The sequence below is a fragment of the Mesorhizobium subarcticum genome, assembly GCF_055456085.1.
This window is the reverse complement of sequence record NZ_CM144237.1, coordinates 3,633,316-3,655,272: the sequence shown is the minus strand read 5'-3', so window position 1 is coordinate 3,655,272 and position 21,957 is coordinate 3,633,316. Positions and strand designations below refer to the sequence as shown.

At 64.2% G+C, this 21,957-nt stretch carries 22 protein-coding genes; 12 read left to right on the top strand and 10 right to left on the bottom strand.

The features are described 5' to 3' along the window. Positions 1 to 77: 77 nt before the first annotated feature. Positions 78 to 593: a hypothetical protein gene (locus ACZYHG_RS17855; RefSeq protein WP_464609676.1), complete on the bottom strand. Its 516-nt coding sequence runs from the start codon at positions 591 to 593 to the stop codon at positions 78 to 80. Between the two features lie 157 nt (positions 594 to 750). Here ACZYHG_RS17855 and ACZYHG_RS17850 point away from each other — a divergent pair, with 157 nt between their 5' ends. Together ACZYHG_RS17850 and ACZYHG_RS17845 are read left to right on the top strand one after the other, a co-directional pair. Then, positions 751 to 1,263 (top strand): hypothetical protein, encoded by a 513-nt coding sequence (locus ACZYHG_RS17850; RefSeq protein ID WP_464609675.1) that lies wholly within the window; start codon positions 751 to 753, stop codon positions 1,261 to 1,263. Positions 1,264 to 1,457: 194 nt separating this feature from the next. Continuing rightward, positions 1,458 to 2,366 carry a protein-L-isoaspartate O-methyltransferase family protein gene (locus ACZYHG_RS17845; protein ID WP_464609674.1) on the top strand — a complete coding sequence of 303 codons (909 nt, stop codon included), beginning with the start codon at positions 1,458 to 1,460 and terminating at the stop codon, positions 2,364 to 2,366. Positions 2,367 to 2,381: 15 nt separating this feature from the next. On the opposite strand, the gene ACZYHG_RS17840 is transcribed toward ACZYHG_RS17845, so the two are convergent. The 3 genes from ACZYHG_RS17840 to ACZYHG_RS17830 all read right to left on the bottom strand — a co-directional run bounded on the left by ACZYHG_RS17840 (position 2,382) and on the right by ACZYHG_RS17830 (position 5,131). After that, the gene (locus ACZYHG_RS17840; protein WP_464614721.1) at positions 2,382 to 3,551 is read right to left on the bottom strand and encodes an aminotransferase-like domain-containing protein; all 1,170 of its coding nucleotides are present in this window, start codon (positions 3,549 to 3,551) and stop codon (positions 2,382 to 2,384) included. Positions 3,552 to 3,720: 169 nt separating this feature from the next. Beyond that, positions 3,721 to 4,173 carry an N-acetyltransferase family protein gene (locus ACZYHG_RS17835; protein ID WP_464614720.1) on the bottom strand — a complete coding sequence of 151 codons (453 nt, stop codon included), beginning with the start codon at positions 4,171 to 4,173 and terminating at the stop codon, positions 3,721 to 3,723. A gap of 202 nt (positions 4,174 to 4,375) precedes the next feature. Continuing rightward, positions 4,376 to 5,131: a pyridoxamine 5'-phosphate oxidase family protein gene (locus ACZYHG_RS17830; protein ID WP_464609673.1), complete on the bottom strand. Its 756-nt coding sequence runs from the start codon at positions 5,129 to 5,131 to the stop codon at positions 4,376 to 4,378. Between the two features lie 35 nt (positions 5,132 to 5,166). Here ACZYHG_RS17830 and pdxR point away from each other — a divergent pair, with 35 nt between their 5' ends. Continuing rightward, positions 5,167 to 6,585: a MocR-like pyridoxine biosynthesis transcription factor PdxR gene (gene pdxR / locus ACZYHG_RS17825; RefSeq protein WP_464609672.1), complete on the top strand. Its 1,419-nt coding sequence runs from the start codon at positions 5,167 to 5,169 to the stop codon at positions 6,583 to 6,585. 206 nt (positions 6,586 to 6,791) lie between these two features. Here the strand turns inward: pdxR and ACZYHG_RS17820 are convergent, their stop codons facing one another. Next, entirely contained in the window at positions 6,792 to 7,286 is a 495-nt protein-coding gene (locus ACZYHG_RS17820; protein ID WP_464609671.1) for a hypothetical protein, read from the bottom strand. 111 nt (positions 7,287 to 7,397) lie between these two features. Between ACZYHG_RS17820 and ACZYHG_RS17815 the strand changes: the two genes are divergently transcribed. Further along, a complete protein-coding gene (locus tag ACZYHG_RS17815; RefSeq protein WP_464614719.1) occupies positions 7,398 to 7,997 on the top strand; it encodes a DUF922 domain-containing Zn-dependent protease in 600 nt (199 codons plus the stop codon). Between the two features lie 12 nt (positions 7,998 to 8,009). Here ACZYHG_RS17815 and ACZYHG_RS17810 read toward each other — a convergent pair whose 3' ends face one another. Next, the gene (locus ACZYHG_RS17810; RefSeq protein ID WP_464609670.1) at positions 8,010 to 8,543 is read right to left on the bottom strand and encodes an RBBP9/YdeN family alpha/beta hydrolase; all 534 of its coding nucleotides are present in this window, start codon (positions 8,541 to 8,543) and stop codon (positions 8,010 to 8,012) included. 108 nt (positions 8,544 to 8,651) lie between these two features. Between ACZYHG_RS17810 and ACZYHG_RS17805 the strand changes: the two genes are divergently transcribed. Then, entirely contained in the window at positions 8,652 to 9,131 is a 480-nt protein-coding gene (locus tag ACZYHG_RS17805) for an Lrp/AsnC family transcriptional regulator (RefSeq protein WP_464609669.1), read from the top strand. A 10-nt stretch (positions 9,132 to 9,141) separates the two neighbouring features. Here the strand turns inward: ACZYHG_RS17805 and ACZYHG_RS17800 are convergent, their stop codons facing one another. After that, positions 9,142 to 10,674, bottom strand: coding sequence for an acid phosphatase (locus ACZYHG_RS17800; RefSeq protein WP_464609668.1), 1,533 nt, complete (start codon positions 10,672 to 10,674; stop codon positions 9,142 to 9,144). 241 nt (positions 10,675 to 10,915) lie between these two features. On the opposite strand from ACZYHG_RS17800, the gene ACZYHG_RS17795 reads away from it, so the two are divergent. Continuing rightward, complete coding sequence (locus tag ACZYHG_RS17795; RefSeq protein ID WP_464614718.1) at positions 10,916 to 12,139, top strand: cytochrome-c peroxidase; 1,224 nt, start codon at positions 10,916 to 10,918, stop codon at positions 12,137 to 12,139. 213 nt (positions 12,140 to 12,352) lie between these two features. Then, positions 12,353 to 14,755, top strand: coding sequence for a putative bifunctional diguanylate cyclase/phosphodiesterase (locus ACZYHG_RS17790; RefSeq protein WP_464609667.1), 2,403 nt, complete (start codon positions 12,353 to 12,355; stop codon positions 14,753 to 14,755). 22 nt (positions 14,756 to 14,777) lie between these two features. On the opposite strand, the gene ACZYHG_RS17785 is transcribed toward ACZYHG_RS17790, so the two are convergent. Further along, positions 14,778 to 15,482 carry an SDR family oxidoreductase gene (locus ACZYHG_RS17785; RefSeq protein ID WP_464609666.1) on the bottom strand — a complete coding sequence of 235 codons (705 nt, stop codon included), beginning with the start codon at positions 15,480 to 15,482 and terminating at the stop codon, positions 14,778 to 14,780. A 127-nt stretch (positions 15,483 to 15,609) separates the two neighbouring features. Here ACZYHG_RS17785 and gcvA point away from each other — a divergent pair, with 127 nt between their 5' ends. Both gcvA and ACZYHG_RS17775 read left to right on the top strand, forming a co-directional pair. Further along, positions 15,610 to 16,509, top strand: a complete 900-nt coding sequence (gcvA, locus tag ACZYHG_RS17780; protein ID WP_464609665.1) for a transcriptional regulator GcvA — start codon at positions 15,610 to 15,612, stop codon at positions 16,507 to 16,509. 109 nt (positions 16,510 to 16,618) lie between these two features. Next, positions 16,619 to 17,749, top strand: a complete 1,131-nt coding sequence (locus ACZYHG_RS17775; RefSeq protein WP_464609664.1) for an NAD(P)/FAD-dependent oxidoreductase — start codon at positions 16,619 to 16,621, stop codon at positions 17,747 to 17,749. A 149-nt stretch (positions 17,750 to 17,898) separates the two neighbouring features. Here ACZYHG_RS17775 and ACZYHG_RS17770 read toward each other — a convergent pair whose 3' ends face one another. After that, positions 17,899 to 18,372, bottom strand: a complete 474-nt coding sequence (locus tag ACZYHG_RS17770) for a MarR family winged helix-turn-helix transcriptional regulator (RefSeq protein ID WP_464609663.1) — start codon at positions 18,370 to 18,372, stop codon at positions 17,899 to 17,901. A gap of 126 nt (positions 18,373 to 18,498) precedes the next feature. Here ACZYHG_RS17770 and ACZYHG_RS17765 point away from each other — a divergent pair, with 126 nt between their 5' ends. Both ACZYHG_RS17765 and ACZYHG_RS17760 read left to right on the top strand, forming a co-directional pair. Beyond that, entirely contained in the window at positions 18,499 to 19,314 is an 816-nt protein-coding gene (locus ACZYHG_RS17765; protein ID WP_027057723.1) for a p-hydroxycinnamoyl CoA hydratase/lyase, read from the top strand. Between the two features lie 29 nt (positions 19,315 to 19,343). Then, positions 19,344 to 20,864 carry an AMP-binding protein gene (locus tag ACZYHG_RS17760; RefSeq protein WP_464614717.1) on the top strand — a complete coding sequence of 507 codons (1,521 nt, stop codon included), beginning with the start codon at positions 19,344 to 19,346 and terminating at the stop codon, positions 20,862 to 20,864. A 5-nt stretch (positions 20,865 to 20,869) separates the two neighbouring features. On the opposite strand, the gene ACZYHG_RS17755 is transcribed toward ACZYHG_RS17760, so the two are convergent. After that, complete coding sequence (locus ACZYHG_RS17755) at positions 20,870 to 21,589, bottom strand: 3-keto-5-aminohexanoate cleavage protein (protein ID WP_464609662.1); 720 nt, start codon at positions 21,587 to 21,589, stop codon at positions 20,870 to 20,872. Positions 21,590 to 21,766: 177 nt separating this feature from the next. On the opposite strand from ACZYHG_RS17755, the gene ACZYHG_RS17750 reads away from it, so the two are divergent. After that, positions 21,767 to 21,955, top strand: a complete 189-nt coding sequence (locus ACZYHG_RS17750; protein ID WP_027057719.1) for a hypothetical protein — start codon at positions 21,767 to 21,769, stop codon at positions 21,953 to 21,955. Positions 21,956 to 21,957: the final 2 nt, after the last annotated feature.

The following is a 21,957-nucleotide window of genomic DNA, read 5'->3' as shown; positions in this document are numbered from 1 at the left end:
CAATCTCGTATACGAGAATACGAGATTGATGAAAAGTGGCTTAAGACCGTCGAAATTTGATGGCGCCGTGGCCCCGCCTACTCGGCCTTCGTCCAGCCGAAGACCTGCCAGGCGTATTTCGATTTTTCGTAGGATTCGACCGTGTAGGTCATCTGCATATCGCCGTCCTTGGCGTAGATGTCGAGCCTCGGCGCCGTATCGAGCTCGAGCCATAGCGAGCTCTTTTTGAAGGACCACGTTCCGCACCAGACGCAAGGCCCCGATGTCGGGTCGCCCGGCTGATGGAAATTGTAGCGGCCGTCCGCGGTGATCTCAAGATAGTCGAACGCTCCGTAAAACGCCGTCAGCGTCTGCTGGAATTCATTGGCCGCCGCTTCCTGTTCCGGCGTCGGCGCATCCGTCATGTCGCGCGGCGGCCGGATGGCCGAGCCGCTGAGTGTCCATTTGCCGACGAAATCCTTCTCGGTCGGGAGGTATTCCTCTTGAGCTTGCACTGGGCGGACATAAGAAACTGATAATATATTAGCCAGACCAATGGTCCCGATCGCAAGGAACAGCGTGGTGGCGCAGATCGCCCTGGTAGATCTCTGCATAAAGTGTATTTCTCCGCGACGGGGTAAAGATATTCTGTTTGGGAGTTACATTGAAAAACCGCGGCGCGCTTTGCCTCGATGCCGATTCCCGCCCGCCACATGCACGGTTAACATTGAGGCGACCAATCTGGCAACGCAGGGCAACAGGCCTTGAGACTTGCAAACGAAAGCCCGCCGGGAGGGGGATCCGACGGGCTTTGGGAAAGCTTGGAGCTTTCAGATGTCTGACGGGGGATCAGACGTGGGAAAACCCTTGCGGGCCGAGAAGGTTCCGGCGCAACGAAAAAAATCTAGCGGCAGAACCCCGAACTTGCGCGATTCGACGGTGGAGCGATTTGTTTGCGTTGGCGACTGGCTCGAAGTGGAACCTTCCGCGTCCAACGAGGTTTTGTGGCGCGGCCGGGAGGAATGGCGATTGGACCTTTTTCAAAAGCTCGAGGCGCTCATCGATAGCGCCGGCGTCGACGATGTCGAGAAAGCAAATGCCTTGCTGCGCCGCTTCAAGGGCAAGTCGCAGCCTGTCGCGACGGCCATCGACGAGTTCATGCTCGACTTCATGACATTGGTCTTCGTCGTCGAAACCGGCGAGGACGAGTTTGAAAAGCCGATGCGACAGCTGGCGCGCACCAGGCTTTCGAACATTCGGCAATTGGTCAACGTGCCGGCGTAGCAGGTTTAAGTCCGGTCACCCATCCGCGAACGTGGTTCCCAGGAGCCTCCATATCGCTGCAATCGCGGCCTTCTGCTCGAAGCGTCGCTGGATAGACGGAGGCCGCATTACCGAATTGTATGGACCGCCCGATTGTCAAACCGTCGGATCGGGATGAAGCTTGGCGGAGCCTGTCAGCCGCAGGATACGCTGCCATGAAGGATCGACCCATACGCATCGAAGTCAGGCGCAAACGCTTGCGCATGGACCGCCGGCAAGTCCTGCTCGGCATCGCCGGCACGCTGCTGACCAGGCCCGCCATGGCCAATGTGCCGACAGCCTATGATCCCAACGCGATGCCGGCGATGGACAGCCGAGCCGGCTTCATCGACTGGATGAAGAAGAACCGGGGCGAGGATGCCGGCTTCCTTGGCCAGCGCTGGGACCGCTTCCAGGCCCTGCTCGCCCACAAGGATGTCTGGGACCAGGGCGACAAGCGCGCCTATCTGATGACGCCGCGCGAGGAGTTCGTCACCAAGGCCAATCTCGACCGCGCCTATGAATGGCACTATCTCGATATCGGCTATGGCGTGACGATCACCGGTCCCCACAGCGTCGCGCGCATGACCAATTCACTGGAGATAAAGCCCGGCGACAAGGTGCTCGAGATCGGCACCGGCTCGGGCTACCAGTCGGCCTATCTGTCGAACCTCACCGACAAGGTGTTCTCGATCGAGATCATCAAGCCGCTGGCGGCAAGGACGCGCGCGCTTTACGACGCGCTGATCGCCAAGGGCTATTCCGAATACAAGGCGATCCACACCCGCAACGCCGACGGCTATTATGGCTGGCAGGAAGAAGCGCCGTTCGACAAGATCATCGTCACCTGCGGCATCGACCACATCCCGCCGCCGCTGCTGCAGCAGCTGAAGCCGAACGGCATGATGGTCATCCCGGTCGGCCCGCCTGGCGCCCAGCATGTGCTGAAAGTCACCAAGCATCAGGAAGCGGATGGGACGTTCCAGGTTACGCGCGCCGACATCTACAATGGCGGCACGCTATCCTTCGTGCCGTTCACCAAGCTTGAAGGCGACGCCATCAAGGGCACGCATAACGGCCCTTGAGTTCATGGACGGGCCTTACCCCTTCAGCAACGCCGCCAGCCGCGGAATGCCCTCGGTCACCGCGCGGCGGTCGGCCAGCGTGAAGGACAGCCGCAGCGTGTTGCGCCCGGTGCCGTCGGCGTAGAAGGCATTGCCGGGCACGAAGGCGACACGCGCCTCCTTCACCGACCGCGCCAGGAGTTCGGTGGCGTCAACCCCTTCCGGCAGCGTCGCCCAGACGAACATGCCCCCTTCCGGGCGGCTCCAGGTCACACCCTCCGGCATGTTTGCCTCAAGTGCCGCGAGCAGGCCATCGCGGCGCTCGCGATAGGCGCCGATGAGTTTTTCGACCTGGCCGTCGAACACCGCTTCGGCGACGCGGTGCATGACGAGCTGGTTGATCGACGGGCTGTGCAGGTCGGAGGCCTGCTTCATCAGCACCAGTTTTTCCACCACGTGGCGCGGCGCACAGACCCAGCCGACGCGCATGCCTGGCGACACGATTTTCGAGAACGAGCCGCAATAGAGCGTGCGTGCCTTGTCGATGCCGCCGGACCGCGCACAGTCGAGCGCCAGGATCGGCGGCACGCCTTCGCCGTCATAGCGCAGCGCCCGATAGGCGGCGTCCTCGATAACGGCGATGTCAAGTTCGCCGGCAAGGTCGAGCACCGCTTCGCGCTGTTTTTTATCCAGCGTGTTGCCGGTCGGGTTGGCGAAATCGGGCACCAGATAGGCGAACTTGACCTTGCCGCCATTTGCGGCAGCCGCCGCGCGATAGGCATCGGGCGTCATGTTGCCGCCTTCGGGCCGCAGCCGGTCGTAGCGCGGCTCATAGGCGTTGAAGGCCTGCAGCGCGCCCAGATACGTGGGCCAAGTGACCAACGCCGTGTCACCCGGCGACAGGAACAGTTTGCCCAGATAATCCAGCGCTTGCTGCGAGCCGGAAGTGATGAAGATATTGCCTTCGTCGCAGGCGACGCCCAGCTTGCCCATCTGCCCGGCCAGCCACCGCCGCAGCGGCAGATAGCCTTCCGAAACCTGATACTGCAGCGCCGCGCCGGCCTCCGCGCCACCCAGCACCTCGGCATAGGCATCGCGGATCGCCTCGGCCGGAAACAGCGCCGGATCGGGAATACCACCTGCAAACGAGATGATATCAGGCTGGTCGAGCAGCTTCAGCAGCTCGCGGATTTCGGAGGCCTTCATGCGCGACGAGCGCGAAGCCAAGAGGTTCAAAAGGGTCAAGTCACGCCTCCCCAGACGATTTATATAGGTCAACCTGGCTGACCTATATCCGCTTTGTCAGGCAATTTGAATAGTGCCTGAAAGTCTTCGGCTATACGCCAGTTGCCACCGGCCGGGAACGGAGTTGTGTCTAGAGGCTCTTCTTGTAACCGAGATGGCTGCCGGTAAAGCCAAGGTTCTCATAGAAACGGTGCGCATCCGCCCGCCCCTTGTCGGTGGTGAGCTGAACGAGGCTACAGCCACGTGCGCGGCATTGATCGATAGCCCATTCGAACATCAGCCGACCGATACCGCCCGAGCGCCGATGGCTGGCGACCCGAACCGCTTCGATCTGCCCGCGCCAGGCACCCTTGCGCGACAGGCCGGCAAGGAAAGTGATCTGCAAGGTGCCGATCACCTCCGCACCATCCACGGCTACCGCCAGCAACTGGTTGGGGTCGGCATCGATGGCGTTGAAGGCATCGAGATAGCCTTGCGCCAGCGGCAAAGAGGCGTCCTCGCGGGCGGCACCTAGCGGATCGTCGGCCAGCATGGCGACGATGGCAGGCAGGTCGGCGGCTTGCGCCTTGCGGAAGGTGATCATGATGCCGGGATAGCGCGAGGCGGTGGGTGGCGGCAAGGTGAGCCCTTCCTTCCCCCTTGTGGGGGAAGGTGGATCGGCGCGCAGCGCCGAGACGGTTGAGGGGTGTTCCAGCGGAGTGAGGCGTTGGCGTTCCCTGGAGCACCCCTCATCCGGCCTCGCTTCGCGAGGCCACCTTCTCCCCCAGGGGGAGAAGGAAGAGGCGCTACTTATCCTCGCCCTCATACACCGCCTGCGCCTGCGTCAGCGCCCGATCTAACCTTTCACCCTCGGCATACCCAGCCAGGTTCTGCGGCCGCTCGATGCCGGGCATTAGCCTCGGGCACGGTTCGGCCGCACCGATCACCGTCCGCACCGGGATGACACCGGCCCAGACCGGGTGCCCATAATCTTCCTCATCGTCGGCGACGCCCTTGGCGCGCACTTTCGCCGATGCCTCCTCGATGCGCATGCCGATGACCGTCGTCGCCTTGGCTTCCTGCCCCGAGATCGGCCGCAAGGTCTCGCTGCGGCCGGGATAGAAGCGATCGACCACACCGGCCAGCGCCTTCATCTTCTCGTCCAGGTCATCGACGATCCGCGCCGTGCCGAAACACATCGCCGAGCGGTAGTTCGCCGAATGGTTGAAGCCGGTGCGCGCCAGTACCAGCCCGTCGAGATGCGACACGGTGAGACAGGCCGGCGTGCCGCCGCGCAACTGCCGCAGCATGCGGCTTGCGGACGAGCCGTGCCAGTAAAGCATGTCGCCCTCGCGCCAGTGGATGGTCGGCGTGCAATAGGGCTGGCGGTCGAATGTATAGGCGACATGGCAGAGCAACCCGGCATCCAGCACCGCGAAGACGGCCGCGTGGTCGTAGCTGCCGCGCTCATGCAGGCGCTTGACCCGGTTGCGGCTGGTGGTCGGAAAGCTGGCGGCGACGTCGTTCACGGCTTGCATCCTTGTTGCTTGTCCGCCAACCATGCACTGTGATATTGGTTGACAAAAGAACCAATCCCATGGATAAAATTCAGACCAATTCTCCTGACTGGTCGGCGCTGATCCCGGTCCTGCCGGGCGACGGCCCACGCAGCCGCGAGCTTTACGCGGCGCTGCGGCGGCTGATCGAGACCGGCGCGCTCCCCGCCGGCGCCAAGCTGCCGACCACCCGCGATCTCGCCAAGCGTTTCGGTCTGTCGCGCTCGGCCGCCGTCGCCTGTTTCGAAATGCTGATCTCGGAAGGCTTTGCAACAGCCAAGGTCGGCGCCGGCACCTTCGTCGCACCGGATGTGCCCTATCTGCCGACAACACTCACCAAGCCGCGCCCGCCGGAGATCGATGTCGTCGCCGCCCTGCCTTGCGGCCTTGGGGTGGCGGTGTCGGACCCGCGCACGCTTGATGTGTTCCGCATCCTGTTGTCGCGCCACCTCGCCCGCCCCGGACCGGAGCATTTCCGCTATGGCGATCCGCGCGGCGGCATCGGCTTGCGCACCGCGATTGCCACGTACTTGCGAACGGCGCGCGGCGTGCGCTGCGATGCCGGGCAGATCGTGCTGACCTCGGGCACGCAGCAGGGGCTGGACCTTCTGGTGCGCGCCGCCATCCGGCCCGGTGACGCCGTGTGGATCGAGAATCCCTGCTATCCGATGGCGCATGCAGCACTTGCCGGCAGCGGCGCCGGTATTGTCGCCGTGCCGGTCGATGCCGAAGGGCTCGATCCCGAGATCGGCGAGCGTCTCTGTCCAAGGGCACGCGCGGCCTATGTCACGCCCTCGCACCAATATCCGCTCGGCGTGACGATGACGATGCGGCGGCGCCTTGCCTTGCTCGACTGGGCACGGCGCAACGATGCCTGGATCATCGAGGACGATTACGACAGCGAGTTCCGCTATGCCGGCCCGCCGCTGACCTCGCTGCAAGGCATGGATGGCGCCGGCCGCGTTGCCTATCTCGGTACCTTCTCCAAAGTGCTCTTCCCCGGCCTGCGCATCGGCTACGTCGTGGTGCCCGAAGCGCTGCTCGACGCCGTCATCGCGGTCCGGGCGCGCTCCGACCGCTACCCCTCGACACTGGCCGAAGGCGCGCTGACCGACCTCCTCAACGAAGGTCACTTCGCCGCGCATCTCAGGCGCGTGCGCCGCCGCGTGCAAGCTGCGCGCGATGTGCTGGTGGCGGGTCTCGAGGCGCATTGTGGCGATGCGCTTGATGTGACGGTGCCCGAACAGGGCCTGCATTTGATGGCGATGCTGAAGCGCGCGGGACCCGACACGGCGATTGTCGAAGCGGCAAGGGCTGCAGGCGTCGGCGCACGGGCACTGTCCTCGATGTTCATCGACGGTCCGCCTCGCCATGGCCTGGTGCTGGGTTTCTCCGGGTTCTCGGGCGAGGAATTGATGGCCGCGACGGTGCGGTTGGGTGAGGTGATGGGCATTGAGTGACAATGGCGAGCGCGGCGCCGCCCCTCATCCGCCTGCCGGAACCTTCTCCCTGTATAGTGACGGGGGGCAGAATGCTGCCGCAACCCTCGGCGCGTTTTCTACAACGCCGACATCAGGCGAAATCATTGGTCGGGGCGTCTTTCTCCCCGTCACTATACGGGGAGAAATGTCCGGCAGGACAATGAGGGCAGCGCAACCCTCAGAGGTCAATCCCCGTCAGCAGCGGGCTTCGCCTTGCCGCACTGCGCCAGCACCTTGCCGATGGCGCCGCTCGAGCCCTTCAGCGGAAAACTGATCGCGCCAAATTTGGCAGCGCTGACCGTCACATCGCCCTTCGAGCGCAACAGGTCCAAAAGCGGATCAGCCTTCGCCAGATTGACCACGAAATAACCGTACATTTCCTCGAGCTGCAGCGTCTTGGTCACTGTCTTGCCGTCGGCCTTGAAGTCGAACGCGCCGCTCATGCCGGGCTCCGTCTGCTGGCCGCTGGCGCCCAGATCGTAGCTCAGCACCGGCGTGTCGAAACAGGTCAGCATCAGTTGCGCATCGCCCTTCGGTCCGCCGCAGACCGAGGCGGTCAGCACCTTGCCGCCTTCGTCTTCCTCCATCTTCGCGCTCCAGCCGCTGCACGACGCGGCAAAAGCCGGCTGCGCGGCCTGCAAGACCGCCACGGCACCGGCGACGACGAGATATCTTCTCATGACTTCCCCCATTGTCTCTCTCTAAGACCCATTTGCAGCACCGGCCGGCAGCATATAGGAAAAGCCTTCCGCTGGCATTGCCTGTTCGGTTCCGGTCTGGAGAGAGTGGTGTTGAGAACCTGTGTTCGTCTGTTTCTTTTGACGGTCGCGCTGATAGCCTTGCCGCTCACCGCCCATGCCGAATGGAAGCCGGTCGAGAAGGTCGAGACCTACGCCATATCAGGCCAGTCCGGGCTGGAACTCTACCGGTCGATCGGCGAGAACGGGCCGAATGTCGGCATTACCCGCGCCATCGCCTACACCAACTTCAAGCTCACCTGGGGGGTCAGGGACTACAAGCCCAGGGGCAAGGACTGCGTGCTGACGGCGAGGAATCCGAAACTGGTCATCACCTACACCTTGCCAAGCCCTTCCGCGCCGCTGCCGCCGGCCGTCCAGAAGAAATGGGAAGTGTTCATCGCCGGCGTCAGCGCCCATGAGAAGGTGCATGGCGCCAGCATGATACAGATGGTCCATGACATCGAAGCCGTGACAGACGGCCTGACCGTCACCGATGATCCCAAATGCAGCAAGACCAGGGCCGAGGTGGTCCGCCAACTCGACGCGATATCGAAGGCGCGCATACAGGGCAGCCGCGATTTCGACCGTGTCGAACTCGGCCAGGGCGGCAATTTGCAGAAGCTTGTCCTCGCTTTGGTGAATGGCGGCTGAGCGCCACCACCTTCAGGCCTCGGACCCCAGCCCCTCGAGCAGCGCAAGGCCTTCCGGCCAGTCGCCCAGACCGCTCGCGGCATTGATGTGTCCGAACGGGCCGATGACGGCAAGGCGGCTGCCCCACTGCGTCGCTCTCGCTTGCGCATAGTCCGCCGAGCCATAGGGGTCGTCGGTGCTGGTCACCACCAGCGAGGCAAAGCGCAGCCGTCCTTGCGGAATCTTGGCGAAAGCCATGCCATATCCGGGAAAAACAACGGATGTCGGATCGGGGACGCCGACCAGCAGGGCAGCCTTGACAGGCCTTTGCGAAATCTTCTGCCAATGCGCGATCAGCAGGCAGGACAGGCTGTGCGCCACCAGCACCGGCGGCTCCGGCGCCGCGATCACCGCGCCCTCCAGCGCCGCCAGCCAGTCGGTGAAATCGGGCAGGTCCCAGCTTGACGGCTGGAAGCGCCGCATCGCGGGATTGCCGCTTTCCCAGCGCGATTGCCAATGGCCGGGACCTGAACCGCCGCTGCCCGGCAGGATGATGAAATGCGTCATGTCGCCTTGCTCCTATCGATCGATGGTGCATGGTGGCGTCTTGCAATGGCGTCGAGAATGGGAAATCATCGGAAAAATCACCGCCTTGCCGATGGATTCAAGGTCGCCGTGAAAAACAGCGAGGAGCGCGCGTCGCTCGACCCGACCGATATCGCCATTATCGAGGTCATGCAGGAGAACGGCCGCATCGGCATATCGGAGCTCGGCCGGCGGGTCGGCCTGTCGCAGCCAGCCACCTCCGAACGGGTCAAGCGGCTGGAGGAGCGCGGTGTCATTGCCGGCTACACCGCCGTGATCGATCCCGCCGCCCTTGGCCTTGGCATGATGGCGATCATCCGCGTGCGCACCACGCACGAGCATATCCGTCCGTGCCTGAAGCAGTTCGCCGAAATGCCCGAGATCACCGAGGTGCACCGGCTGACCGGCGAGGATTGCTTCGTCCTGAAAGTGGTCGTGCCCTCGCCCGCCCACCTTGAAACCATCGTCGACGCGGTGGCGCGCCATGGTGCTGTCACCACGGCGCTGGTGCTGCGCAGCGAGACACCGAAGCCGATCGGCCGCGACCTCATCCGCAGATCAGGCGGTTAGCGGCCCAAGCCTACCGGCTGAGATCAAGCGCGGCGCTCAGATCGCCCATCGGCGGCTCGCCATTGCCGGCAAGCGCCTTGTCGCGGGCGACGATGCCGGAGAGCACAGGCAAATCGTAGCGCGCGGTGATGAAGCGCAGGATCGACGTCGTGTCGTATTGCGTGTGGTCGACCGTGCCCGCCTTCGCATAGGGCGAGATGATGAAGGCCGGGACGCGGTTGCCCGGCCCCCAGCGGTCGGCCTTCGGCGGCGCGACATGGTCCCAGAAGCCGCCGTTTTCGTCATAGGTGACGACCACCAGCATGTGACCCCATTGCGGGCTCTTCTCCAAATGCCCGACGAGGTCGGCCAGATGCTGGTCGCCGCTCGCCACATCGGTATAGCCGCCGTGCTCGTTGAGATTGCCTTGCGGCTTGTAGAAAGTGACGGCCGGCAGCTTGCCGTCGTCGATCGCCTTGATGAATTCGGTGCCTTCCAGGCCGCCATCCCTGAGATGCGCGGTCCGCGCGGCCGTGCCGGGTGCGTAAGCAGCGAAATAGTTGAACGGCTGGTGATGGAACTGGAAGTTCGGCACCGGCGTGGCGTTCTTGCCGTCGAGCGTGGCCTGCCAGGCGCCGGCATACCAGGCCCAGTCGATCCCCTTCAGCGACAGCAGGTCGCCGATGGTGATGTCATGCTGCGGCGGCAGCGTGCTGGCCACGGACGGATCGGCCAAGGCCGGGTCGCCGCCCGCGGCCGGCTTGTTGTTGCTCGGCTGATAGGGCGGCTGCATGGTGTTGACGGCGTAGAAATCGGGCGTGATGGCGCCGTCATTGACGAATTTCGGCGCGCCGCCAAGGGCCGAGGCCGGCGAGTTGTCGGCCACTTTCAGCGTCTTGCCATCGGCCTCGACGACGGCGATCTGCCCCTTCACCGGGCTGGTGTCGGCGTTGGGATAGGCCGGCACGCAGGCGCAGGCGAGCTGGAAGTGGTTGAGGAAAGAGCCGCCAAAGGCACCCTGGAAGAAATTGTCGGCCAGCACGTATTTCTTCGCCACCGCCCACATCGGCAGGCCGGAGCCGTCATAATGGCCCATGACAAGACCGCCGGAATCGGCCCAGGCGACGAACTTGTCGTTCTTGCCACCATCGATCTGCATCTGTTCCTGGTAGAAGCGATGCCAGAGGTCGCGCGTGACGACCGAGGTCTTCTCGTTGAAGCCGCTGGCATCGTCGATGGCGAAGCTGGCATTGGCGAGATGCGCCGACTGCGCCTCGGTCACCGGTGGCGTCACTCCTTTAGCGGTCAGTCCGCCCCAGGCCGGCGGCAGTTCTGTGAGTGGGTTGCCGTCACGGTCGAGCTGGCGCACCTGGTCGGCCGAGACATTGGCCAGCCCATTGGCGCCGGGAAAGCCGCCATAGAGATTATCGAAGCTGCGGTTCTCGGCATAGATGACGACGACGGTGTCGATCTTGTCGTAGCCGGGAGGAGCGGCGTGGGCCGCGCCGACGAACGATGCCAGCGCCGTCGAGGCGAGGCAAAGCGAGAGAAAGGACCTTGTCATGGGGATGCCTCGTGGCTGGCTGGAGGACGGCACGCATGGGCAACGAAAATACAGCAATGGAGCTACTTCCATGCCTTGTCACCTTTGTGACATTTGCCGACCCCTCGAACACGGTTTCGTGAACGTCAGGCTGAGTCATGGATCCGTTGCACAGGATACTTAGTTGCGGGATCGAAAACGGACTGCAGCTATGGCAATGGGACGATGGAAAAGGCGGGCGGCAGTGGTCGCCGCGGCATCGATGGTAAGCTTCGTCGCGCCCGCAAACACGGCGGAACCCGATGGCGTCCACCCCGGCCCGATGTCACGCGTGCAGGCCTATGCACGCGCCGAGGCGCTGACCGCGCTTGGCAAAGAAATGTTCTTCGACCCGGCGCTGTCGGCCTCGGGCAAGCAGGCCTGCTCGTCCTGCCATGATCCGCATCATGCCTTCGGCCCGGCCTCGGCCTCACCCGTCGAAATGGGCGGTCCTAACCTCGACCAGCCCGGCATGCGCGCCGTCCCCTCGCTGCGCTACCTCCAGGCAGCGCCCGCCTTCACCGAGCATTTCTACGATTCAGACGACGAGGGTGACGAGAGCGTCGACAATGGCCCGACCGGCGGCCTGACCTGGGATGGCCGCGCCGACCATGGCAAGGACCAGGCGAAGATCCCCCTGCTCTCGCCCTTCGAGATGGCCAACAAGGATGAGGCCGCCGTCGCAGCCGCCTTGCGCAAATCAGCCTATGCCGGTGAGTTCAAGGCAGTCTTCGGCAACAACGTGTTCGACCACCCAACCGATGCCTTCGACGCCGCCGCCGAAGCGCTCGGCACCTTCGAGCAGAGTGCCGCCGACTTCTACCCCTACTCCAGCCGCTACGACGCCTTCCTCGCCGGCAAGGCGCAGTTGTCAGCGCAGGAAATGCGCGGCCGCGCGCTGTTCAAGGACGAGACCAAGGGCAATTGCGCCAGCTGTCATCTGAGCGAACCCGCCAATGACGGCGAGCCGCCGCAATTCACCGATTTCGGCCTGATCGCCATCGCCGTGCCACGCAATGCTTCCATTCCGGCCAATGCCGATCCCGCCTATATCGATCTCGGCCTGTGTGGCCCACTGCGCACCGATTTTCGTGGCCGGACCGAATATTGCGGCCTGTTCAAGACGCCGACGCTGCGCAATGTCGCGCTGCGCAAGAGCTTCTTCCACAATGGCACTTTCCACACGCTGCGCGACGCCGTCGCCTTCTACGCCAGCCGCGACACGGATCCAGGCCACTGGTATTCCAGAAATGCCGATGGCACGGTCAGAAAATATGACGATCTGCCAAAGGCTTACTGGCCGAACTTGAATCAGGACCCGCCCTTCAACGGCAAAAAACCCGGCGACAGGCCGGCGCTGAACGATGCCGAGATCGACGACATCGTCACCTTCCTCGGCACGCTGACCGATGCGGACCAGCAGTCTGGGGCGGCACCGGTGAATTGAACCCTGGGTGCAGGCCTCGGTCTCGGCTCGCCCGCACCCGCGAACGCAGGTTTCTGGATCACGCCCGACGTGGTGCTCGGCAGCGTCGGGGCAGTAAAGAAGACGTTCTCATTCGTGCTTCCTCATTAGCGCTTCCTAAACCGCTCTGGAGTATCCCTCACCAATTGATGGTGGGAGCCGATGAACGCATTCAGGCGAGCAGTCGGATTTGCTGTGATCCTTGTGACCGGCGCGGTGATGCTGGTGGCGCTGCGCATCGACAGCCAGCGCGACTACGCGCTGGCCAGGCAACGCTATATCGAAAACTCCCAGGCGGCGGCCAGGACGACAGCCAAAACGGTGGAAGACGCCTTGCGGGCCGTCTACGAGAATGTGCGCACGCTGAGCTACCTGCCAAGCGTCCGCAACCTCGACCGGCATGGCACGAACCTTGGCGACGAAGGCCGCGCGACGATCCAGCAGATCTACAACAACCTCGCCAACAACGTCTCGATTTCCGAGGTCTACTTCCTGCCGCTGGATTTCGATCCGGATCGCTTCGATACCGCGACCGGCAAGCTCGAGGAGCCGATCCTTCAGTTCGACCAGCTGATCGTGAATGCCAAGGCGCGATCCGATGCCGCCGGCGGCGCCAAGCACGCGAAGCTCGACGACAATGCGCTGACCCGGCCCCCAGAAGAGGTCGAAACCTATGAGTACCATGAACTGGCCAAGCAGCTTGCCTGGCTGAAGGCGAACTATCCGAATTCAAGCGCCATCGACGGGCTCAACGTGCCGATCATCGGCACCAAGGAGCTCATCACCTGCGACAACACCGATTTCATCCATACCGGCAATGATGCCGATCGCTCCGGCTTCATCCTCTCGGTTCCGGTGTTCGGCCAAGACGGCAGCCTGCGCGGCTCCGTCTCGGCGATCATGCTCACCTCGGCGCTGCGCAAACTCTTGCCGAGCACCGACTACGTCATCGCCAATTCGGGCTACGGCTTTGAATCCGACCAGCACAAGATGTCGACGGCGCTTGCGGCCAATTCCCGTGCCTTCACGGCGGCCGACCCCAATCTGATCTATTCCGAAGTCATCCCGCTCTCGCTCAACGATCCCAGAAGCGCATGGCGTCTTTGGGCCGGTTTTCCCAACAGCCGGTTCGACACCAACATGGACGCCCAGTCCGTGCGGGGATTCGAGCTGGCCGGCTATGCGGCGGTAGCCGTGGTCACGTTGCTGGCGCTGGCCTGCTGGTATGCGATCGGGCGTGCAATGATGATGCAGGCGAATGCCGCCGAGACGTTGGAACTGCGGGTCGAGGAACGCACCGCCGAGATCCAGCACCTCGCCACGCATGACATTCTCACCGGCCTGCCCAACCGGGGCCTCCTGGCCGACACCATGGACGAGGCGCTGAGAAGCCTCAGGGATGGCGAGAAGCTGGCGGTCCATTGCGTCGACCTCGACCGTTTCAAGCCGGTCAATGACACGCTTGGCCATCCGGTTGGCGACGAGCTTCTCGGGGCTGTGGCGAAGCGGTTGAAACAGCATGCCGGCGAAACCGCCATGGTGGCGCGAATAGGCGGCGACGAGTTCGTCATCCTTCAGCTCCTGCTCGACGGCAACGACGAGGCCGGCGTGCTGGCAAGCCGCGTCATTCATGCCCTGTCCGACGAATTCTCCATCCAGGGCCACAAGATCAACATCGGCGGCAGCATCGGCATCGCCGTCTTCCCCGACGACGGGCAACGTTCGGAAACCCTTATCCGCAATGCCGACCTTGCACTGTACAAGGCCAAGATGGAGGGTCGTGGTACCTGCAGGTCGTTCGAGCCGGGAATGGATGCAAGGCTGCAGGAGCGGCGCCTGCTGGAATCCGAACTGGCTCTCGGCGTGACCAGAGAGCAGTTCGTGCTGCACTATCAACCGCTGCACGACGCAAAAACCTCCAAACTCACCGGCTTCGAAGCGCTGGTGCGATGGAACCATCCGCGCCTCGGTCTGCTGGCGCCGTCCGAGTTCATCCAGTTGGCCGAGGAAACGGCTGTCATCGACGCGCTTGGCGAGTGGATCCTGCGGCGTGCCTGTGCCGACGCCGCGAAATGGCCCCTGCACGTCAAGGTCGCGGTCAATCTCTCGCCGGCCCAGTTCAAGCAGCAGGGGCTATCGCTTCAGGTTGCCTCGGCGCTCGCGGCTTCGGGCCTGCTGCCGTCGCGCCTAGAACTGGAGATCACCGAGTCGGTGCTGCTGGCGAACAACGAAAACACGGTGAGAACGCTGCACAGCCTGCGTGACCTCGGCATCTCCATAGCCATGGACGATTTCGGCACTGGCTATTCCTCGCTGAGCTATCTCAGGTCGTTCCCGTTCAACCGCATCAAGATCGACCGCAGCTTCGTCAGCCTGATGTGCGAGAGCAGCGAAAGCCGGGCGATCGTCAAGGCCGTCGCCGAACTCGGCACCACGCTCGGCATGACGACGACCGCCGAAGGCGTCGAGATAGAGGATCAGTATCGCCTGGTCCGGGAGAATGGCTGCACGGATGTGCAGGGCTGGTTGTTTGGGCGCCCAATGCCGGTCTCCGAGCTTCATGCGCTTTTTGACCAGCCAGAGGCCTTGACGGCTTAAGCTCGGTCCTTCCTCGCCTGCCTCACAGCGCCCGGATAACACCCCCATCGACACGGATGTTCTGCCCGGTGATATAGCCAGCGCCTTCCGAAGCCAGAAAAGCAATCGTCGCCGCCACTTCCTCGCTCGTGCCGTAGCGCTGCATCGGCACGTTGTCGCGGCGCTCCTCGGTCGCCGGCAAGCTGTCGATCCAGCCGGGCAGCACATTGTTCATACGCACATTGTCGGCGGCATAAGTGTTGGAGAAGATCTTGGTGTAGGCTTGAAGGCCGGCGCGGAACACGGCCGAGGTCGGGAACATCGCGTTCGGCTCGGCGACCCAGGCGGTCGAGATGTTGATGATGGCGCCGCCCTTCTGCTTGACCATCTGCGGCGCGACAATGCGCACCGGCCTGACGACGTTGAGCAGGTAGACATCCATGCCGGTGTGCCACTGCTCGTCTGATATCTCGAGGATCGGCGCGCGCGGGCCGTGGCCGCCGCTGTTGACCAGCACGTCGATGCGGCCCCACTTTTCGAGCGTCTGGTCGACGAGCCGCTGCAGATCGTCGTTCGACTGGTTGGAGCCGGTGACGCCGAGCCCGCCCAACTCCTTGGCCAGCGCCTCGCCCTTGCCCGAGGAGGACAGGATGGCGACCTGAAAGCCGTCCGCCGCCAGCCGCTTGGCAGCCGCCGCGCCCATGCCGCTGCCACCGGCCACGACAACGGCTACTTTTTCTACACTCATCGGATTTTCCTTTTCGAGTTGGCGGGCACCGCAAGCGGCGTTTTCGGGATCTGAGCAGTGATATAGCTGGTTTTTTCAACCGGTTCGAACCAGAATGCCTGAAATCAACCAGTAGAAAAACTCCTGCATGCCCGAAGCCTTCCTCAGCCTGCCGCCGTTGAATGCGCTGCGCGCCTTCGAGGCCTCGGCGCGCCATCTCAACTTCCGCATCGCCGCCGAGGAGCTGAACGTCACGCAAGGGGCGGTCGCCCAGCACATTCGCGGGCTGGAGGCCGATCTCGGCACAAAACTGTTCGAGCGGCTGCCGCGCGGCCTGGCGCTGACCGACGAGGGCCGCGCCTATGTACCCAACATCCGCCGCGCCTTCGACCTCATCTCGGAGGCGACGCTGCTGCTGTGCCCCGAGCCGGCGCGGCTGACGATCAGCGTGACGCCGAGCTTCGCCACCAAATGGCTGATCCCCAGGCTGCAGGATTTCGTGGCGCACAATCCACTTGTCGACCTGCGCGTGCTGGCCAGCGAGAGCCTGTCGAGTTTCCAGGCCGATGGCGTCGACATCGCCGTGCGCCAGGGCCGCCCGCCCTTCGGCGCCGGCCTGATCGTCGATCTTCTGTTTCCCCAGCAGATCATCGCCATCTGCAGCCCGGCCCTGCTGCCGGCCGGCACAGGCGAAATCGCCGCGGCCGAAATCCACCATCATGTCCTGCTGCACGATGCGCACAATCTGTGGCCGGAATTCATGGAAAGGGCTGTCGGCCTGAAGATGACGACCGAACTGAAACGCATGCGCTTCAACCAGACCAGCCTCGCCATCGACGCCGCCATCGCCGGCCAGGGCATCGCACTGGCCAGCCGCTTCCTCGTAGCCGCCGATCTCGCCGCCGGCCGGCTGGTCCAGCCGGTCAGCGGTGAAATGCGCGGCACGCAGGACTTTTATGTCGTGATGCCGAGAAAGCAGCGCCATCCCGAACCGACGCAAGCCGTGCGGCAATGGCTGCTCGATGCGGGGGAAAGGCCGCCGGTCTAGACCGGCGGCAACGCGTCCGGCTTCACATTGGCGATTGAGGCGCAGACAATCACCAAGGTTCGGTTGCTCCGACATTGTCAGCTCCATGGCGCGGCGATACGAGAGATGGATGCAGTCGAATCCCTCCAAAAGAATCATCGTCATCGGCGGCGGCATTGCCGGGCTTTCCCTGGCCGCGGCCTTGCGCGACTGGGGTGATGTCACCGTCATCGAGCGCGAGCCGCATCTCGGCTATCATGCCAGCGGCCGCTCCGCCGCCTTGTTCACCGAGACCTATGGCAACCGGCTGGTGCGCGGGCTGACGCTGGCCAGCCGGCAGCAAATATTCGAGGGCGGGTTTGTCGCTCATCGGCGCGGCGCGCTGCATGTCGGCTGGCGCGGCGACGACGCGGCAATAGACAGACTGGCCGGCGAATTGCAGGCGCTGGTGCCCAGCGTGCGCCGCCTGTCGGCGGCCGAGCTGCACGCGCTGGTTCCGGTCATTGCCACTGAGGCCACCTGCGGCGGCGTCTATGAGCCCGACGCGGTGGATGTCGACACCGGCAAGATGCTGGCCGCCAGCGCCTCGGCGCTGAAGGCCAGCGGCGGCTTGATCCGCACCGGCGAGGAAGTCCGCGAGATCGCTCGTACCGGAAACGGCTTCCGCGTCATCACCAATGCCGGCACCCATCAGGCCAACATCGTCGTCAACGCCGCCGGCGCCTGGGTCGATGTCGTCGCCGGCCTGGCCGGGCTCTCCGGCCTCGGCTTTCAGCCCAAACGCCGCACCGCCTTCCTGTTCGATCCGCCTGGAGGCACGGACATATCCAACTGGCCGCTGGTGGTCGATTTGCACGAACAATTCTACTTCAAGCCCGATGCCGGCAGGCTGATCGGCTCGCTTGCCGACGAAACGGACTCCGAGCCTTGCGACGCATATCCCGAAGACATCGACGTCGCCATCGCCGTCGACCGCATCGAACAGGCGACGTCGATGCGCATCGGCCGTCCCTCGACGCCATGGGCGGGCCTGCGCACCTTCGCGCCCGACCGCACGCCGGTCGCCGGCTTCGACCCGCGCCTGCCCGGTTTCTTCTGGCTCGGCGGCCAGGGCGGCTACGGTTTTCAGGTCTCGCTGACACTGGCACGTCTCAGCGCGGCGTTGATGCGCGGCGAGCCCCTGCCCGGCGATGTCACGGCGCTCGGGGTCACCGCCGCGGCACTGGCGCCCGACCGCTTCCTGGCCCTTGCGGCGGCGTGAATTTTGGGCCCTTCGCTCGACGTCGTCCATGCCGCGCTCGTGACCAGCTTCCGACAGCTATTTCACGTTCTCAGGCGGTTTCTGAAATAAGCAGCACGCTTGTTTCAGAAACTTTCCACACCACGGCTTTCCGCTGACGGAAGATACCCTCAGTCTTCGTCCGTCCAGATCAGGCGCAGCATGCGCAGCAGCGTCGCCCGCTCCTTTTTCGTCAGCCGGTGCAGGAACCGGTCCTCGTGCCTGCGAACCTGTCGCCGCCATCCGGGCATCGCTTGTCTGGCTGCCTGCGTCAGCGTCAGCACCCGCACACGCTTGTCCTGCGCATGGTCGTCGCGCTCGACCAGCCCGCGCTCTTCCAGCTCGGCCAGCAGCGGCGCCATGTTGGCGCTCTTCATGCCAAGCAGGCGGCAGAGTTCGGCGGCGCGGATCCCGGGCTTCTCGTCGATCAGTGCCAGCATGCCGTAGGTCACCGGGCGCAGCGCCGCATCGGCCAGTTCGATCGCGAAATCATTCAAGGCACAGGCTGAGGCGCGCCTCAGATTGTAGCCGATCTGCGCGTCGAGCGCGTCCTCAGTCATCGCACCTTGGGCGACAGTACTGGCGTGAACCTTTGTATCATCCATGTTGCAACCGATCGCCGCGATCACCCCCTCTTGTCAAGCGAAAAAGACTATGCGACATAGCAATCACTATAGCTATGCACCATAGCGATTTCACCAACACCAATACGGAACGGGAGGACGCCGACCATGACCGAAGAGACAGTTGCCTTCGATGTCGAGAACGGCATCGCCTGGGTGCGCTTCAACCGGCCGGACAAGCGCAATTGCATGAACCCGGCGCTCAACCGGCGCATGATGGAGGTTCTCGACGAGCTCGAGTTCCGCGACGATGTCGGCGTGCTGGTGCTGTCCGGCGAAGGCAGCGCCTGGTCGGCGGGCATGGACCTCAAGGAATATTTCCGCGAAACCGAGGCCAAGGGGCTGGGCGCCATCCGCAAGGCCCAGTCCGAAGCCTATGGCTGGTGGCGGCGGCTGCGCTGGTACGGCAAGCCGACCATCGCCATGGTCAATGGCTGGTGCTTTGGTGGCGGCTATGGTCCGCTCTTCGCTTGCGACCTCGCCTTCGCCGCCGACGAGGCACAGTTCGCTTTGTCCGAGATCAACTGGGGCATCCTGCCCGGCGGCGGCGCCACCAAGGTGGTGGTCGACCTCCTGTCGATGCGCGACGCCATGTACCACGCGCTGACCGGCGAACTCATCGACGGCCGGAAGGCCGCCGCCTGGAAACTGGTCAATGAAAGCTTGCCGCTGGCGGAGTTGAAGGCGCGCGTCACCGAGGTCGCCAACATCCTTTTGAAGAAGAATCCGATTGCGCTGAAGGCGACCAAGGACGCCATCCGGCGCGTCGCCGAGATGACCTACGACAATGCCGAGGACTATCTCGTGCGGGCGCAGGAGGCGGCGAACTTCCACGACAATTCGGGCCGCAAGGAAGGCATCCGCCAGTTCATCGACGAAAAGAGCTACAAGCCCGGTCTCGGGGCTTACGACAAGGCAAGGTGACGCGAGCCACCGACGCAATCTGGGAGGAGATGCGAATGCCGGACTGGACAACACCTGATCCAGTGGTCCTGCATGCCGGCGCGCAGCCGGATCGCCTCGCTTGTGTCGACCTTGCATCCGGCCGGCGCTGGACCTATCGCGCCTTCGACGAGGCCATCCAGCGCACGGTGGGCGTTCTCGAAAGCGGCCACGGCGTCGAACCGGGACAGCGGATCGCCACGCTTGCCCGCAACAGCGCCGATCTGCTGATCCTGCAGCAGGCGGCGATGCGGCTCGGCGCCATCTTCGTGCCGCTCAACTGGCGGCTCGCCGGCGCCGAACAGCAGGCGATCCTGGAGGACTGCGACCCGGTGTTCCTGCTGCATGACGCCGCCATCGACCTGACGCTGACCAGGCGCTGCATCCCTGTTGAAGTCGCCAGTTTCACGAAAGCGGTTGAGGCGCAGGCACCGGCACCGCGTCGTCCCCTGCCCGCCGGCGATGCGCCCTCGATCATCCTCTACACATCGGGCACGTCGGGCCGGCCGAAAGGCGTCATCGTCACCGAGCGCAATGCCTTCGCCACGGCGGTCAATTTCGGCGTGCTGGGCCGGGTCGGCAATGCCAGCATCTTCCTCTGCGACGCACCGATGTTCCATGTCATCGGCCTCATCACCAATCTGCGTCCGCCGCTGCTTCAGGGCGGCACGGTGCTGATCTCACCCGGCTTTGACGCCGGCGCCACCAATCGCCGCCTCGCCGATCCCGCGCTCGGCGTCACCCACTATTTCTGCGTACCGCAGATGGCTGGGATGCTGCGCGACCACCCGGATTTTGCCCCGGCACGCTGGAGCTCGCTGACCGCCATCTTCACCGGCGGCGCGCCAAATCCGGCCGCCGATATCAACTGGTGGCTGGCGCAGGGCGTCCGCATGGTCGACGGCTTCGGCATGACGGAGGCCGGCACCGTGCTTGGCATGCCGGTTCAGGCCGACCGGATCGCAGGCAAGGCCGGCTCGGCCGGCCTGCCGGCACCGATGATCGGTCTGCGCATTGTCGACGAGGACGGCCGTGACGTCGCGGCCGGCGTGCCTGGCGAGATCTGGCTGTCCGGTCCCTCGATCACATCAGGCTACTGGAACCGGCCGGAAGAGACGGAGCGGGCCTTCACCGCCGATGGCTGGTTCCGCACCGGCGACATCGCGCGGCAGGATGAAGAAGGCTTCGTCACCCTCGTCGACCGCCGCAAGGACATGTTCATCTCCGGTGGCGAGAATGTCTATCCGGCCGAAATCGAGACAGCGCTGCTCGATCATCCCGACATCACAGAGGCAGCCGTGATCGGCATCGCCGACGAGCGCTGGGGCGAAGTCGGGCGCGCCTTTGTCGTGGTCAAACCCGGTTGCGTTGTCGAGCCGGCCGATCTGGCAAACCATTGCCGCGCCCGCATCGCCCGCTACAAGGTGCCAAAGGAGTTCCTGCTCACTGATGCGCTGCCGCGCACCGCGTCCGGCAAGATCCAGAAACACATCCTTCGCACATGGACAGCACCAGCCGGCGGGCAGGACTGAGCCGTTCAGCCGGCCGACCGGAACACCGAAACAGCCGCCGCAACGATTTCCGCATTGTCCTTCGCCGCTGTACCATCGGCCAGCGTCTTGCCGTCTTCCAACCCGACGCGCGTTGACCAGCGTTTGTTGTGGGCAAGCTCCACGAACGGCCAGACGGTGGCATCGACGCCATGCAGCAGGATCGGCCGCCGCACTCCGGTGCGTTCGAGCACGGCGGCGATGCCTTGCGCTTCCTCAAGTGCGGCGGACAAATCCTGGATGTCGATCTCGATCAGGATGCGTAGAACTCGGTCGTGGTCGGCAAGCGCCACGAAGCGCTCGGCGTCGGCGATTGTGGCAAGCCCCGCCTCGATGCCGACGCCACGCTGGCGCAGCAGCTCCATCACGGCAGGCGCATCGGCCTCCGACAGATTGACCGAGGCATAGTCGGGCAGTTCGCGCCAGCCGGCGATCGCCGCACGGGTCCGCGCGACATCGCTCTCGATCCAGGCGCCGGTCGAGACGCCGACGAATGTGCCGGGGCAAGCCCGGCGCACGGCAAGCACGGTTCCGTCGACCGCAGCCAGGCTTTCGCGTCCGTCCGCGCCGCGCGGATGGATGTGCAGTTCGGCCGCACCAGCCGCCAAGCACGCCGCCGCGTCGCCGGCCATCGCCTGCGCCGTCAGCGGCAGCCTTGGGTGGAAATCGCGCGGGCGCGCGCCATTGATGCAGGCCTGGACGATCATGATCCCTCCTTCGGCTGGTGAACGGGCAGCCTAGCCGTGCCGCAAGCCACGGCAAAGCCTCGGCCGCGTCACTCCTGACAGGTCCGGCGGCATTTGAATAAAACCCGACTGTGGATATTTACCCCGCGTTCCGCCAGGCAGGCCAAGATACATTAGGGCGGGATCATGGAGGGACCATTGACCAGCGATTTTTCAGCTGCCCGCATCCATCTTGAGCGCGCCTATCACTATCTGCGCGGCAATGACGAGGCCAGCCGCTCTGCGTGCGAGGTCCTCGACCAGTTGATCGAAACCGTGGTGGAGGCCCAGCACAGGCGGCCCGAGACCGGGGTGCTGGAATTTCCGCGCTCGGCAGCGCGGCAATGATG

Bases quoted from the DNA above. Each gene is read 5' to 3' on its own strand.
- ACZYHG_RS17855 (WP_464609676.1), bottom strand. From the start codon at position 593: ATGCAGAGATCTACCAGGGCGATCTGCGCCACCACGCTGTTCCTTGCG.
- ACZYHG_RS17845 (WP_464609674.1), top strand. From the start codon at position 1,458: ATGAAGGATCGACCCATACGCATCGAAGTCAGGCGCAAACGCTTGCGC.
- ACZYHG_RS17840 (WP_464614721.1), bottom strand. From the start codon at position 3,551: ATGAAGGCCTCCGAAATCCGCGAGCTGCTGAAGCTGCTCGACCAGCCT.
- ACZYHG_RS17835 (WP_464614720.1), bottom strand. From the start codon at position 4,173: ATGATCACCTTCCGCAAGGCGCAAGCCGCCGACCTGCCTGCCATCGTC.
- ACZYHG_RS17830 (WP_464609673.1), bottom strand. From the start codon at position 5,131: ATGGTTGGCGGACAAGCAACAAGGATGCAAGCCGTGAACGACGTCGCC.
- pdxR (WP_464609672.1), top strand. From the start codon at position 5,167: ATGGATAAAATTCAGACCAATTCTCCTGACTGGTCGGCGCTGATCCCG.
- ACZYHG_RS17820 (WP_464609671.1), bottom strand. From the start codon at position 7,286: ATGAGAAGATATCTCGTCGTCGCCGGTGCCGTGGCGGTCTTGCAGGCC.
- ACZYHG_RS17810 (WP_464609670.1), bottom strand. From the start codon at position 8,543: ATGACGCATTTCATCATCCTGCCGGGCAGCGGCGGTTCAGGTCCCGGC.
- ACZYHG_RS17800 (WP_464609668.1), bottom strand. From the start codon at position 10,674: ATGACAAGGTCCTTTCTCTCGCTTTGCCTCGCCTCGACGGCGCTGGCA.
- ACZYHG_RS17795 (WP_464614718.1), top strand. From the start codon at position 10,916: ATGGTAAGCTTCGTCGCGCCCGCAAACACGGCGGAACCCGATGGCGTC.
- ACZYHG_RS17785 (WP_464609666.1), bottom strand. From the start codon at position 15,482: ATGAGTGTAGAAAAAGTAGCCGTTGTCGTGGCCGGTGGCAGCGGCATG.
- gcvA (WP_464609665.1), top strand. From the start codon at position 15,610: ATGCCCGAAGCCTTCCTCAGCCTGCCGCCGTTGAATGCGCTGCGCGCC.
- ACZYHG_RS17775 (WP_464609664.1), top strand. From the start codon at position 16,619: ATGCAGTCGAATCCCTCCAAAAGAATCATCGTCATCGGCGGCGGCATT.
- ACZYHG_RS17770 (WP_464609663.1), bottom strand. From the start codon at position 18,372: ATGGATGATACAAAGGTTCACGCCAGTACTGTCGCCCAAGGTGCGATG.
- ACZYHG_RS17765 (WP_027057723.1), top strand. From the start codon at position 18,499: ATGACCGAAGAGACAGTTGCCTTCGATGTCGAGAACGGCATCGCCTGG.
- ACZYHG_RS17760 (WP_464614717.1), top strand. From the start codon at position 19,344: ATGCGAATGCCGGACTGGACAACACCTGATCCAGTGGTCCTGCATGCC.
- ACZYHG_RS17755 (WP_464609662.1), bottom strand. From the start codon at position 21,589: ATGATCGTCCAGGCCTGCATCAATGGCGCGCGCCCGCGCGATTTCCAC.